Origin of the sequence: Planococcus dechangensis (assembly GCF_042654465.1) — a bacterium.
Lineage (GTDB): Bacteria > Bacillota > Bacilli > Bacillales_A > Planococcaceae > Planococcus > Planococcus dechangensis.
In genome coordinates this window covers 26777-40954 of sequence record NZ_JBHSGL010000004.1, presented here as the reverse complement: position 1 = coordinate 40954, position 14178 = coordinate 26777, and the positions used below count along the sequence as shown (strand labels likewise).

The window sequence follows — 14178 nt, the reverse complement described above, 5'->3', positions numbered from 1 at the left end:
GGCATGAATCCAAAAGACGCAGCCAAAACGATAGGGTCGATCTTGCTGACAAAGGTGCTACTCAGTCCACTTGGTTTGATTGCGGTTGGGGTAACGATTTTGCTCATTATCATGCCGGTGTTCATGTCAATGGCGAGCAAAGGTGAAGATTTCAACCTAGACGATCCCGACAGCAATTTAGAAGCTCTCTCAGGCCCCTCTGGCGGCGCATATTGCGCGCCGGAAGGCGAATTGGATAAAGAGTTGTGGGAAGCTGGATTCGCCTCTGCGGGCGTTTTTGAAGGAATGGGGGACGTGTTTCTGGAAGTGGCGGAAGAACAAAGCATCGATCCGGTCTTAATGGCCGCCATTGCGCTTCATGAAACCGGTCACGGAACCTCGTCGGCAGTGGTCGAAAAGAACAATCCGGGAGGCTTAATGGGATCAGGCAGCTTGTTTGTCTTTGATTCTTTAGAAGATGGGATTGCTTCCATGGGCAACACCTTGCACAACCGCATCATTCAGGACGGGCTCGGCACAATCGCCGATCTGGGTTCCGTTTATGCACCGATAGGAGCTAGTAACGACCCGACCAACCTGAACAGCCATTGGGTTCCGAATGTCACGAAAGTGGTTAGCTCGTTAGGTGGATTAACGATGAACTGCGAAACGCCGACCGGCGAATTTGTGCAACCGATTCCCGACGTCGTCATCAATTCAAATTTCGGCATCCGGGTCCATCCGGTGACCGGCATTGTGACACCGCACGAAGGCGTGGATTTGAATTGCAGCCGACCGGATCCGATCTTTGCAGCGAAAGAAGGCAAAGTGGTCTATGCTCAATACCCATCGGGCATCTTAGAGACGTATGGGAATGTTGTCGTCATTGAACACGCGAATCAGCTCTATAGCCTGTATGCCCACCTCAGCAAAATTGACGTCGAAGTCGGCCAGCAAGTCAGCCAGATGGAGCAAATCGGGCAATGCGGTACGACCGGACGTTCCACGGGTGATCATCTGCATTTTGAAATCCAGACGGACCGCATGTTTGGCAATCGGGTCAATCCGATGCCGTATCTTGAAGGAGAGAAGGGGGCATACGAATGAAACAGGTGAATGGACAGACGATTCTACTGGGGGCGCTCGTCTTAGTGTTAGCCCTTATAAGCTTCAACCTCTACTTCAGCAAACAAGACGTTGAACAAGAGAACCAACGCCTCGCCGAACAAGTCGAGCGTCTCTCGGCAAAAGAAAAGCAAAGCGAGGCACTCTACACACAGACGGAAGCGTTTATCGAAGCGACCTTTGAAGGTGGTTCTCTTCGTTACTTTACTGAATCTTACCGTTCGGAAGTGGAGGACGAAGTCGTAGAGGCTGAAACGATGCACGGGCATAGCCGAAGCAACACAGAGAATCTAGAAATCTTCAATATCTCCGTTCGACCGGCAGAAGAAGGATTTCAAGTCTATGCGATTTACCGGATTACCTTAACAGATGTAGATGGAGAGTTGGAGACACCCAGCTCGCAACGTGTCATGTACCTAATGTCTCAAATGCACTGGATCGAAGAACAAGGTGAATGGAAAGTGGATGCGCACGATTTAGAACCGTTAACGTCCGGAGAAGAGTTCGAGGAAGCGATGAACAATGGATAATGGAAGGAAAGGATGATCGAGATGAAGGCAAAACTCCACCAGGTGCTCGTCTTCCAGCAACGTGTCCAAAAACAGATGGATGGATGGATTGATCGGCTTTCTCGAACCGCCATTGAACAGGAAGAACGCAAGTTTGAATTGATGTATGACAAGCCTTTAAGTGAGAAAGAAAAGATTGAGATAAAAAAACACATCATTATGAAGTGGGCGATGATCTTAATAGTGCCTGTTCTTTTTCTTATTTTGACACTGTTGAATAGGGAGGTAATGATGTGAAAAGAGTTTTGATATCAGCGATACTTCTTTTTTTCTTTATCTTTCTTCCATTCAAAGTAGTTGCTGAAGAAGGACAATTTATGGAGGAGACAATTGAAGAGTATAAGACGACACAATCGAGTAGCGAAAAAGTAGATAGCGTTGAATCTTATATGAAGAATGTACTTTACCTTGAAAAATATGATTACAGCACGAACCAATTTAATTGCAAGTGGCACGAAATCGGTTGTCATACAAACAGCTTTTTGTTTACGACAGTAAGTGGGTTTGTATATGGTGCAGTAGATAGCTTCAGTAAATTTCAAATTGATGCAAACTTTATAACAGGAAATCCTGTTTACGAAGGTTATATGTTAAATTTTAAATCGTTAGCATGGACAATCACTGCCATTTTTATTTTATGGCAAACAACTAAAATAGTTATTCTGTACACCGGAAATGGAGAAGAAGGAATGAACTCGCTACATGACAAGCTAATTGCTGTTGTGACGGGTGGTATTCTGCTGGGTATCTACGCTCAATTGTTCGATTGGATTCTAGAATTAACTCATTTACTTACAGAAACCATGCTCACATCGCCTGTTACCCATTACGACATCATGCAAGTCATGGCTGTTAATTCAGTAGGGTATGGACTGATTTTAATGATTGTGGTTTCAGCCATCCTCTTTGTTTTTTTCTTATCAATTCTGTATCGAACAGTCCTGTTTGTCATCCTTTATATCACAGGGGTCTTGGCTATCCCCACGATAGTCAATGATCAGTATAACTTTTTTAATTTATGGCTGAAAACGGTCGTGAGCAACATATTAACTCTGACGATACAGTTATTATGTTTTGTTTTAGGAATAAAAACGTTAGTAGACCTTACTGATGGAGGAAGCATGATTTTGGGAATGATTTTCTTTATTGTAGGATTATCGATTCCAACATTGTTAAACCAATTTGGAGCTTCTACAGGGTCTGCTAAAGCAGTCGGATCATCAGTGAAGTATGTTGCTAGATATGCAAGAAGATAAAGGAGTGGAATGATGAAGAAATATTTGTATTTACTCACCTTGTTCATAGCTATTCTGGTACTTGGAGCATGTAATTCAGATGCCGAAAACAAGGGGGATGCAGAACAAAGTCCGGAAAACAATAAAGTATTCAATGACGAAGATATAACACTAGCTGAAGAAGTACTCATTTTTCTAAATGAAAGAATGGCTGAGCTTGAAGAGAAAGTGAACAAAAGTGTTCAGAATGAAGAAATAGTCATTGAAGATGAAGCATCCTTCAATACACAAGTCCAAGAGTTGGCTGACGAGATCGTTTTCAAGAAGTTAGCTGAAGAATTTGACGAAGTAATTGCTTTTGAAGGTGCAGCTGGAGAAAACGAAAACATTTATTTTAATAAAACGAGTAGTGAACCATGTAGTCTAGGTCACTGTGAGTACGATGGTATTGAGACTATGCAGGTAGATGTCAATGCCAGCGGAACTGAAGAGTACAAGTCATCTCACTTTTCAATGACAGAACTCATATTTGAGGAAGCTAAATACAGATACGAGAGTGGAGAGGAAGAACATTCATCTGAAATTCATTTCGTAAAAAGCAAAGAAGATAAGCTGGTTTTAGCTCAACATCCTGTGTTAGATATTCAATCAATCAATTTAAAAGAGATTGATAAAGAATATGACGAAATTCAATCAAGTGTGCCAGAAAGTGAAGTAGAGGCTGAACAAGAAGCCTTTCGCACCGACGTGGAAGAAACCTTAGCTTATTATCCAGAGCTTCAATAGTCATAAAAAGGTGGTGAACGTTACATGGTTATTCGCACAATCGCCAATCGGGTCGGAACCATCGAAATCGATCAGAACTCGCTTTATTTTTTGCAGCCACTCTCAGCGTTTCAAACAGAAGAGATGGAACAAATCGAACGGGCTTACGAGAAACAGATGCAACAGGTAACAGGAGATCCGACATTCTTATCAGCTCAGGAGATTTCTTTTCAATCGGGTCAGGTCCGGTTCGAATACGACTTAACTGATTTGCATAGTTTTGATGTATTGAAAGCGATGGCATTCGAAGACAAGCTGACGTATTACTTATCGCTCGTCCAAATGGCCCGGCAGTCTGAAGTCAATGTCTTGTGGCAAAAAGAGAATTTCGTGCTCAATAAAGAGGAATCTCTCCTTCATGTCATGGTCGCTGAAAATGACGTGATGCCACTAAGTATTGAGAAAGACCGACTGACGCGTGTCAAAGAGCTAATCATCATTTCTCTGACACGATTAAATCAAGTGTACGGCAGACCAAGAAGATCCGACTTTTTAGAGCAAAGCGATGAAGTGATCCGATTTGCCGAAACGATTTATTTGCGCCTGCAGTCGTTGGAAGAAATGGAATCCTATATTTCAGATGTGTTCAATCAAGTAGAAGAAAAGAAAAAAGCGAAGCAACAGGAACTGGAGTTGGCCAAGCATAATCAAACGAAGTGGTCCGTCACGATGGCATCGCTTCGTGAGAGTCTTCAACGACTCCCTTCCTTTAACAAACAGCCCAAAGAAAACCGTGCAAAACCGGCAGTTGGTGGGAATAAAAAGTTATTCATCGGTGTGGCTGCGGTCCTACTGGCAGCATTCGGATTGAACGTCGTGCTCACACAAGCCACAGAGAACGCTCAGGAAACGGAATTAGGGAAAGGGACCGATGGAGAACTAAATCTGACCGACGTTTATCGAGATGGGCTTTTAGGAGATACAGAAAGGGTTTTGGAAAGCTTAGAATCCGTGGACTACAGTGAGTTGCAGCCTACTGATCAGAACGTGCTCAATCACTTATACATCGAGCAAGGTGAGTATGAGAAAGCCCTTCAGCATCAGCCAGAGTTACTCGGAACCATTGCAGAGCAACTGAGTCGCGATGGGGACGTGGAAGGGCTTGAGAACCTTCAAGAGATGACTGGCGAACCTTCCGAAGTCATTGAGTTTGAACTAGCTGCTGTGGAAGAAGAGTGGACGCGAATTATCGAATTGCGAAACCAAGTTGAATTAACCAATTGGCGTGTTGAAACGGTTTTAGCAGCGTTTATTACAGAAAAGGATTTTCAAGGTGCAAAAGGGTTTCTCGAAAAACACAATCTAACCGATGAAAAGTTCATGAGTTCATTGTTAGAAGCTGAAAAAGAGAAGCTTCAGTTAGAGGAATTGCAGGAAGAGAAACAGAAACTAAAAGAAGCGATCAAAAAAGAGAGCGATAAAAAAGTGCTGAAGAAAGCCGAAGGGCGCTTGAAAGAGCTCAATCAAGAAATTGAAGAGATTGCTGAGCGAGAGTAAGGGGGAAGATTGTGCATACAAAACGGATTAACAATTCAGGACGTATTGTGATACCAAAAGAGATTTTAGAGATGTTTGAACTGCACGAGGGAGACCTGGTCGATGTTACACACAATGATCGACAGATTATCGTCGAACCTCATCGTCAACGGTATGTTTGTGCCGTGACGGGTAAAGTGGCGGATGAAGCTATTCGAATTGGCGAAGCCTGGATCAGCAAAGAGGGTCTAAAGCAAATTGTAAAATACATGAGTGACGAATAAAAACGTACCCGGCAATGATTGTACAGCCGGGTACATTTTTGTTTGGAATAGATTAGACAGTAATGAGTTGTTGTTCTTTAGCAACATGTGATTCATTTTTCAAGATTTCCAGTAGTCTTGGCGCAGCACCACCTGGGTGGGGCGTACCGCGTTCCTATGCTTCAATTGTTATAATGGAAAATTAGTATGGTAAATGGTTTCTGTATTAACTTCATCTGTAAATGTAGATTCTTATTTCTTGGACAGAAGAAGTGTTGAGCTCCTTGATGGCGATGTTTTTCGTTTCGAGCTTTAGTGTTAGGGCTTTTTACATATAGTCAATGGTCTGGTTAAGACTCGTTTTTAGTTCGTTAAACAATTGGCCTTCAATCGTTGGTCATTCATCCTTTTAGAAATGTACAGATTCTTTAATTATTCTATTAATTGCTGGAGCACTTTCTTTATTTGATTAGTGATTTTGAAAGCAAATAATATTTAAATTGAATAAAAAGTTGAATTTGATAAACTGATAATGCACCGTTAACTAAAGAGTTCACTCTTTAGAACGAAAAAGACGCTTGGCGGAAACCAAGCGTCTTTTTTTTTTTTTTGCGTGTAAGGTTGAGAAGTTGTAATCGGTTTGTTTCTTTTTTTACTAGTTTTTCTATAGCAATCAATTTTTAAATCAGGCTAGAACTTAGCTGGTACTTCTGATAATCTTTGTGCGCAATGCAATAAGACTCTCTTCCTCATCGGATTGTAAGGTTTGTAGATGAATTGGTGATTCTAAAATTCTGCAAATTTCTTCTAATAATTCAGCCATTAGCTTCTCTTTTTCCCCTTCTTCTAATTCTCCAAGCATTTCTAATTCTAGTATATATTCGAAACGCTCAAAATAAGCATCGAATCTCATTAGTGTCACCTCGACTTTCATTCTTAAAATTTATTAATTTTAAAAAAGGGAATAATGATCAGCAATTACTCGAACATTATTTTGGGAGAGTGAAATACAAATCATTCTTTTTTTAATAAACTAATTTCTATAATCCTGCAATTCTTTCAAGAGAATTGCAGCACCTTTAGGACTTAAAGAAGCTCCATTTAGATAGTTCAATTCGGTTTTTTCGTCTATAACTTCTCCGGTGATTACACAAAATTTTTCTTTTGTATATTTACTGAGGACAATTTTTTCGCCTTCAACGAAAATTTCTAGCTCATCTCCCACCGTAACATTTAAAGCTCTCCTAAGTTCAATGGGTGTCACAATACGTCCTAGACGATCAACTTTTCTAACCATTCCTGTACTTTTCATGTAATATCTCCTTTGAATAGTCGTTTGTAACACTATAGCATTTTATTAGGTAATTGAATTTTTTTTATTAGGTAATTGAAGTTTTTTAGGTACAAATAGCTGATTTCAAAAAGAGGGCAAATCCAAGGTAATAGAAGAACATGAATACTTAAGATAAAGCACTTGGGGAGCTTTTATTGCTTTATCCTATACCAACAAAAATTTTTGAAACCAGCGAAGAAAATAACTTATGTAAAGATGCAACCGAGTAAAATTAATAAATAAACTATAGCTCCAATGCAGATACTAGTGAGTATATTTAGATTGGCATCTATTAAATTATAGAACTATTCTTTAGATTATATAAAAGCAGTATACTAATAAAAAGTGGCAGCAAAAGGAAAATGAGTGGAGAAAGGAGTATGAAATGACTTCATCTGTTAGACAATTTAAGTCATTTTAGTTATAATACATATGATAGAAATTTATTTTTCAAAAACTATCGATAACCAACAGCAAGTATTGCCTTTCATTGAAAAGCTGGCAAACGAGGACACAAATCTCGGGATATTGATTTATCAGGGATTCGCGGATCTCGAAGAAGCACCAGAATCCATGTATCCACTAGGTGAAACAGAGCCTTATCGGGTAAAGCGCACTTTTCGTGGAAGAGAAGTAGATGTGGAGTTGGTTAAGCGTCTTTCAGAACCTCGAATTTTTGAAATGAAGGCCGATAATGGGGCTGAATTTCATCGATTTATTTACTTTCCTTATTACTACAAGGCTGAGCCATGTTATGTATTTGTTTACGGGTTTACGAAAGTCTTTGGAAACCCCGACATGACAGACTTTTATATGAGAAGAGCCAAACAACTATATGATTATGTGAGACGAACGAAACAAGAAAAAGACTTCTTTGAGGGGTGAGAAAAATGGCAACTTTAAATGATTTAAGAAACCGTCTGATACAGAATGAGGAAATAAAAGAAGCATTAGAAAGTATTGAATATAAACGGAGTCGGAACATTTTTAAAAGACGGATGGAGTTAGGGTTTTCCCAAAGAGAACTTGCTGATAAAGCTGCTGTTACTCAGAAAACCATCTGCCGGATTGAAGGTGGCGACCCAGGGATACGCCAAACTACACTTATTAAAGTGTATACAGCATTGAATCTAAAAGAAGATGGGACTCCTCCTGCTAGAGAATATGTCGTACATCAGTAAGCGAAAGTTTAGCTTTTTGAAAGCATGATCTATATGTAAGAACACGTAAAGGCTACGGGAGTAGCCTTTTTTATTTTTTTAAAAAGTAAATTATTCTATATAAATACAGTTAATAGAGGGAGGTCTATATTTAATAATAAAAGTTAAAAACCGATTTTGTGAAAAATTGATCTATCCTACTTGAGGGTTACACCAACGTTCTAAAATTGTAATTGTTAAAAAAATTCAAATGGTTTAAAGTTAGAAAAACACTTAAAGGAGAAAAGCTAATGTTAAATTCAGATTTGGATATACGCTTAGAACCGCGCATTAAAGAATTATATCAATTGCATAAGGAACGTTCTGCAAATATTGACTGGAGCTATCACGAATTTATTCCATGGGACAAGGCCATGTCCTTTAAACGAGTTCCTTGGGAGGAGAGTCAAGTAACTCTTCCAGAGGGTGTAATTATTGCGGTAGAAACAGCACTACTTACAGAAGTAAATTTACCTTGGTATACTTCGCATTTGGATTATACGTTTAAAAATTCAATGGAAGTAATAAATGATTTCGTACGCACTTGGACGGCTGAAGAAGACCAGCACTCTAACTTACTTGAAACGTATTTATTGGTGACACGAAACGTAGATCCCGTAAGATTGCATCAATTAAGAAAACGAGTAGTTGAAAGTGGTTGGTTTCCAGATTTCACGAATCCTCTAGCAACAATGGCTTATACTACTTTGCAAGAGTTAGCTACACTAGTTTTTTATAATAATGTAGCTAAGGTAGCGGGTGATTACGATAAAGATTTAGCAACATTACTTCGACGTGTAGCGAAAGACGAAGCCCTTCATTATGCATTCTATCGCGATACAGTGAAAGCACATCTTGAACTTGATCCGAATTTCCTTGTTTTTTTTGAGAAGGTAATTATTAATTTCTCTATGCCAGGTGCCGTTATGCCAGACTTTAGCGATAGAATGAAAACCATTGCAATAGATACGAATTATGGACCACTCCAATACTTTGACCAAGTATTAGATGTAGTGATTAAATACTGGGATATTGCCAACTTGCAACCTACTAGCGAAGATGCCAAACAATCACAAGCGAATATAATGAAATATCATGGGCGTTTAGAAAGAATTAAAGATCGCCAGCTAGGAAAAAATAAAAAGTAGATGTATGAAGGGGTTTTTTATCATGAAAACAACTTGCGAATTATGTGGAAAAGAAACGAAAGATAAAGTAAGTTATTTGGAACTTGAAACGTGGGAATTTAATTTTTTAAAGAAAGAGAAAAAAGACTTTTACTCTATTTGTTTTGATTGTTTTGACAAACATACGAATAATTTCATTGACAAAGAAATGGATCTTGAATTGAGAAAAAAACGTTCTCTTTTGGTGAATAGAGAGGTCCAAGAAGAAATCGAGGCTATTCTTGAAATCGAAAATTAATTACTCAACTATCTTTATTGAGCCTAAGTTGAAAGCATAGGCGCAATAAATTGATTCTCTTAAAACAGTATGGCAAGTACGTCATGTTTTAAAGATGCATCACTTTAGTGAAATAGATGAAATTTGGATGGGTGAAAAGAAAATCCAACTAGGTTCCAATGATAGTAACACGGCAAGAATAAATAATTGCTTCATTATATAAGAGGAACCGAGGATACAAGAGTCGGAAAAAGGAAAGCCATCTTCTTTGAAGGATGGCTTTTTACGTTCTGAAATATTGATATAGACATAGAGGATTATTTATATCAATTTTCTTTATTAACATATTTTATAAAAGTTATTTTAAGAAGGCGACTATAAAAAGGTATAATAGAATATACTATGTGATTTGGAGGAATACAATTGGGTACTAATATCTCTCAACAAAAAAGAGAAGAAATTCTTAACCATATAAATGAATTGAGAACTAAATTAATTAATCCAGATTTAGAAAAGTCATTGCAAAGTGAATTACTGGCGCACTTAGGTGAAATTGAAAAATATACTTATTCTAAAAAATTCGGATTAATATTCGAAGAGCATATTGAAAATCAAGATTTATTATTAAATTCCAAAGTTCCGTATCTTAGAGAGATTGAAGATTTGTCCATAAGCAATGATGGGAAATTAAATTACTTAATAGAAGGAGATAATTTGGTTAGTTTATCTCTACTTAATAAAACCCATAAAAACAAAGTAGACATGATATATATTGATCCGCCTTACAATACTGGAAATAAAGATTTCAAATACGATGATTCTTTTGTAGCCAATGATGATGGATTCAGACATAGTAAATGGTTATCTTTTATGGATAAAAGACTACGATTGGCAAAGCACCTTCTAACACAAGATGGCTTTATTGCAATATCAATAGACGAAATTGAATTTCACGCCCTAAAAATGTTATGTGACGATATTTTTGATCCTAAAAACTATGTAGGTGAATTTATTTGGAAAGCTAGAAGTGGAAAAGGCGGGAATGATAGTTATATAGCCATGCAACATGAATATATATTGTGTTATGCAAGAAATATAAATCATTTAAACTTTCGAGGAGATATTAAAGTTTCTGAAAAAGATGGAACAGAGCAATTAAGACAGTGGGGACAGAATGTTTACAGAAAAGATAGAAAAACTATGTTCTTTCCTATTTTCTATAAAGAAAAAGAATTTTTATTACCGTCATTTGAAGAAGTGAAAAAATTATATAACGATGATGGAACAGAACCGTTATTTAATGACGATCAACTTGCTCTTTTAGTTCAAAGCTATGAAGAACGTGGATATGAAGCAATATTGCCCTATATAGATAATGAATATGGTCGATGGAGAAAGGGTTATTACGGTGTTCAAGAGTTAATAGATTCAGATTTACTAATAATTGAAGGTGAAGTTGGGTCAAGAGTAGTTAAAAAAGTTATCCCTGCTGGAAAAGAAACTTCTACAGCAGTTGACTCGTTGCTATTATCAAAAGGGACAGCCTCTACAGGTACTCAAGAAATCAAAGGAATGTTCGATGGAAAAAAAGTATTCGATACTACTAAACCTCTAGAATTAATAAAATATTTGATTAAGCAAGCAACCTTCAATAAAGAAGAAGCAACTATTCTTGACTTCTTTGCCGGTTCTGGAACAACTGCTCAAGCTGTATTAGAGTTAAATCGTGATGAAGAAAGAGAGTACAATTTTATTTTATGTACAAACAACGAAGGCGATATCTGTCGTGAAGTGACCTATGAAAGGGTAAGAAAAGTATTACAAGGATACACGTACAAAGGTAAGAAGGTTCGAGAACTTTTTAAGCTGAAATTAAATTTTACTTCTTTTAAAAATGCGAACCGTCATTTTGAAACTATAGAAAAAATTAAACAAGAGGAAAAAGAGAACTACAATAAATTCACTACTACATTCAAGGATGAACATATTAAATTATTTGGAGAATATAGCAAAGAGGAAAACATAGAGGGAATAGCAGGGAGCTTAAAATATTTTCAAATAAACGATATTCCAATAGAAGATAGAATGTACTACGAATTCATAGATGAATTAATACCTCATATTAATGGCATGATTGAATTGGAGCAAGGAATAAATTTAAATCAGAATGATACAGTTTCTATAATTCTGACAGATGAAATATTGAGTGACTTTGTAAAAAACATAAAAACTCATCCTCAGGTAACGAAACTCTATATAGGATACGATGTATTACCAAGTGGAGAAGAAGAAGCTATTTTAGCTGCTAGCGGTATAGAAATTATAACGATTCCAGATTATTACTACGATGAATTATGGAGGTAACATAATGACAGTTTTAGCGGATTTTCAAGTTGAAGCTATTAGTGATCTACTTGAAGCAATGGAAGAAGATCAAAAAGAAATTGTCTTTAAAAGCCCTACTGGCAGTGGCAAGACAATAATGCTTACGCACTTTATGGATGAATATGTTAAAGGACATTTAAAAACTATCTTTATATGGTTCACGCCTGGTAAAGGGGATTTAGAAGAACAAAGTAAAAATAAGATGGACTACTTTGTTCATAATGCACAAACCAAGTTGCTTGACGATATTTTAACCAGTGGGTTCGAAGAAAATGATTTTTGTTTTATCAATTGGGAGCGTGTTACAAAAAAAGGAAACAGCGCTCTTAAACAAAATGAAAGAGATAATTTAATTGATAAAATAAGAAAAGCTCATATTGAGAAAAATAACTTCGTTGTTGTAATTGATGAATCACATCAAAATGATACTGTGAAATCTGATGATATTTTAAATTTATTTAAACCTGTAAAAGTTATTAGGACTTCTGCGACTCCTGTATTTAACGAATCGGCAAGGTTAATTGAAGTTGATGAAGGTAAGGTAATTGAAGAAGGTTACATAAAAAAAATGCTAGTAATTAATGAAGACTTTAGTAATTTTCCTGAAATTGAAAATCCACTAGAATTCTTACTACAGCAAGGCATCGAAAAACAAAATGAGCTAGCAAGAAGTTTTATCAAAAACCAAAGAAAAGTCAACCCATTAGTTATTGTTCAACTACCAAATAATAATGATGTGGTGCTCGAAAATGTTGAACGTTATTTAGAAACCCAAAACATTACATATGAAAATGGTTTGTTGGCCGTTTGGTTAAATAATAAAAAAGAAAACCTCGAGAATATAGAACATAATGAAGCTGGCCCCAAGTTTATTATTATAAAGCAAGCAGTCGCTACCGGATGGGATTGTCCGAGAGCTCAAGTTCTAGTAAAGCTTCGCGATAACTCTGATGAAGTTTTTGAAATACAAACAATAGGTAGAATTCGAAGAATGCCTGAACTTTTTCATTATGATGAAGAATTGTTAGACTCTTGCTACCTATACACCTTTGATGAAAAATTTACAGAAGGCGTAAAAGAAAACTTAGGGGACAGTGCTTCTCATTCTAGCACTATATTTTTAAAAGAAGAATATCGTAATATCGAACTTACAACTGAAGAAAAAGTCGGTATTCCAACTTCTAAAGACCCAAAGTTGATGTTACTGATTCTTAAAAAATATTATCAAGAGGAATATAATGTAACCTCACGTACAACAGATAATAGAAAAATATTTGAGAATCGAAAATATATTTTTGATGAATTTATAACTAAATCTGTAGTGACAGGTAATGTAACATCTGTAAACCAAGAATCATTAGAACAATTAGAAAAGATAACATTTAAAGATAGATCTTCAGCCAGGGAATTAAGTAGAGAATATCACAATAGAGTTTCTCGTTTAGGGATGAAACTAGGGCTGACCTATAATCATATGAATACAATAGTTCGAAGGCTATTCAACCGTTCTACTCATTATGAAAATAAGATATTGAGTTTAGAGACAAAACAGTTATATACGTTCGTCATTAATAATTTCTATCGGTTGCATGGAGATATCTTAAATGTTTTATCAAATGAAAAGTATGCACAACAGTCACAATTATCTTTGCCTGTGACCCAATCCAAACTATTAAAACTTCCATTAGAATTTAGATTTACTTATAACAAATCAAACAAATTGCAAAAGTTGTACAAAAAAAACGTATACGAAGGATATCTGTCTTCTGCTGTTCCGCGTTCTACTCCTGAGCGTTTATTTGAGAAAGAATGTGAACTCAATCATAATGTTGAATGGTTTTATAAAAATGGAGATAAAGGAAGCGAGTACTTAGCTATAGTTTATTTAGATAATAACAATAAACAAAAGTCCTTCTATCCTGACTACGTTATTTGTGTAAACGGACAAATATTAATTGTAGAAACAAAAGGCGGATTTTCACGCTATGGGCAAAGTGAAGATATCGATGTTTTTACTCCTAAAAAGTTTAACGTATTAAAATCCTATTTGTCACGGCATAATTTAAAGGGAGGGATTGTAAGAGAAGACAAATCAAATAATGAATTGTTTATTTGTTATGAAAATTACAATGACGATATTCAGAGTGATAGCTGGGTTTTATTTACTGAATTTCTTGATACAATATAGAAAATCATGAATATCAAAAACGATGGTATATAAGAGGCAGAGAAGAAGGTTAGAATTTTTTTCTTTGCCTCTTTTTTTTGTCTCATAATTTTGTTCAAAATCAATCTATCATAAATAGTGCATAAGAATGATTTTGAAAAGTGACAACGATGGTATATTTCCTTCAGTTGTAGATGGAAAAATCCCCCTCTTTTGTT

At 36.5% G+C, this 14178-nt stretch carries 15 protein-coding genes; 13 read left to right on the top strand and 2 right to left on the bottom strand.

Going from position 1 to position 14178, the window contains the following annotated elements:
• Positions 1-3 precede the first annotated feature (3 nt).
• The 7 genes from ACFO5U_RS02890 (at position 4) to ACFO5U_RS02860 (ending at position 5493) form a co-directional block, all read left to right on the top strand.
• Positions 4-1086: a M23 family metallopeptidase gene (locus ACFO5U_RS02890; RefSeq protein ID WP_377276549.1), complete on the top strand. Its 1083-nt coding sequence runs from the start codon at positions 4-6 to the stop codon at positions 1084-1086.
• The gene (locus ACFO5U_RS02885; protein ID WP_377276547.1) at positions 1083-1634 is read left to right on the top strand and encodes a hypothetical protein; all 552 of its coding nucleotides are present in this window, start codon (positions 1083-1085) and stop codon (positions 1632-1634) included. Before ACFO5U_RS02890 ends, ACFO5U_RS02885 begins: the two co-directional genes overlap by 4 nt.
• A 21-nt stretch (positions 1635-1655) precedes the next feature.
• Complete coding sequence (locus ACFO5U_RS02880) at positions 1656-1910, top strand: hypothetical protein (protein WP_377276545.1); 255 nt, start codon at positions 1656-1658, stop codon at positions 1908-1910.
• The gene (locus ACFO5U_RS02875) at positions 1907-2929 is read left to right on the top strand and encodes a conjugal transfer protein TrbL family protein (RefSeq protein ID WP_377276543.1); all 1023 of its coding nucleotides are present in this window, start codon (positions 1907-1909) and stop codon (positions 2927-2929) included. Before ACFO5U_RS02880 ends, ACFO5U_RS02875 begins: the two co-directional genes overlap by 4 nt.
• Before the next feature lie 12 nt (positions 2930-2941).
• Complete coding sequence (locus ACFO5U_RS02870) at positions 2942-3694, top strand: hypothetical protein (protein ID WP_377276542.1); 753 nt, start codon at positions 2942-2944, stop codon at positions 3692-3694.
• Positions 3695-3817: 123 nt separating this feature from the next.
• A complete protein-coding gene (locus ACFO5U_RS02865) occupies positions 3818-5230 on the top strand; it encodes a hypothetical protein (protein WP_377276541.1) in 1413 nt (470 codons plus the stop codon).
• An 11-nt stretch (positions 5231-5241) separates the two neighbouring features.
• Positions 5242-5493, top strand: coding sequence for an AbrB/MazE/SpoVT family DNA-binding domain-containing protein (locus ACFO5U_RS02860; protein WP_377276540.1), 252 nt, complete (start codon positions 5242-5244; stop codon positions 5491-5493).
• 676 nt (positions 5494-6169) lie between these two features.
• On the opposite strand, the gene ACFO5U_RS02855 is transcribed toward ACFO5U_RS02860, so the two are convergent.
• Positions 6170-6385 (bottom strand): hypothetical protein, encoded by a 216-nt coding sequence (locus tag ACFO5U_RS02855; protein ID WP_377276538.1) that lies wholly within the window; start codon positions 6383-6385, stop codon positions 6170-6172.
• A gap of 120 nt (positions 6386-6505) precedes the next feature.
• Positions 6506-6784, bottom strand: coding sequence for an AbrB/MazE/SpoVT family DNA-binding domain-containing protein (locus ACFO5U_RS02850; RefSeq protein ID WP_377276537.1), 279 nt, complete (start codon positions 6782-6784; stop codon positions 6506-6508).
• A 453-nt stretch (positions 6785-7237) separates the two neighbouring features.
• Here ACFO5U_RS02850 and ACFO5U_RS02845 point away from each other — a divergent pair, with 453 nt between their 5' ends.
• From ACFO5U_RS02845 to ACFO5U_RS02820, 6 genes are all read left to right on the top strand, one after another.
• A complete protein-coding gene (locus ACFO5U_RS02845) occupies positions 7238-7690 on the top strand; it encodes a hypothetical protein (RefSeq protein ID WP_377276535.1) in 453 nt (150 codons plus the stop codon).
• Positions 7691-7695: 5 nt separating this feature from the next.
• Entirely contained in the window at positions 7696-7986 is a 291-nt protein-coding gene (locus ACFO5U_RS02840; RefSeq protein WP_377276533.1) for a helix-turn-helix domain-containing protein, read from the top strand.
• 269 nt (positions 7987-8255) lie between these two features.
• Positions 8256-9152 (top strand): acyl-ACP desaturase, encoded by an 897-nt coding sequence (locus ACFO5U_RS02835; protein ID WP_377276531.1) that lies wholly within the window; start codon positions 8256-8258, stop codon positions 9150-9152.
• A 22-nt stretch (positions 9153-9174) separates the two neighbouring features.
• Complete coding sequence (locus ACFO5U_RS02830; protein ID WP_377276529.1) at positions 9175-9429, top strand: hypothetical protein; 255 nt, start codon at positions 9175-9177, stop codon at positions 9427-9429.
• Between the two features lie 402 nt (positions 9430-9831).
• Positions 9832-11772 (top strand): site-specific DNA-methyltransferase, encoded by a 1941-nt coding sequence (locus tag ACFO5U_RS02825; protein WP_377276527.1) that lies wholly within the window; start codon positions 9832-9834, stop codon positions 11770-11772.
• Positions 11773-11776: 4 nt separating this feature from the next.
• Positions 11777-13981 carry a DEAD/DEAH box helicase gene (locus ACFO5U_RS02820; protein WP_377276526.1) on the top strand — a complete coding sequence of 735 codons (2205 nt, stop codon included), beginning with the start codon at positions 11777-11779 and terminating at the stop codon, positions 13979-13981.
• The last annotated feature ends 197 nt before the right edge of the window (positions 13982-14178 follow it).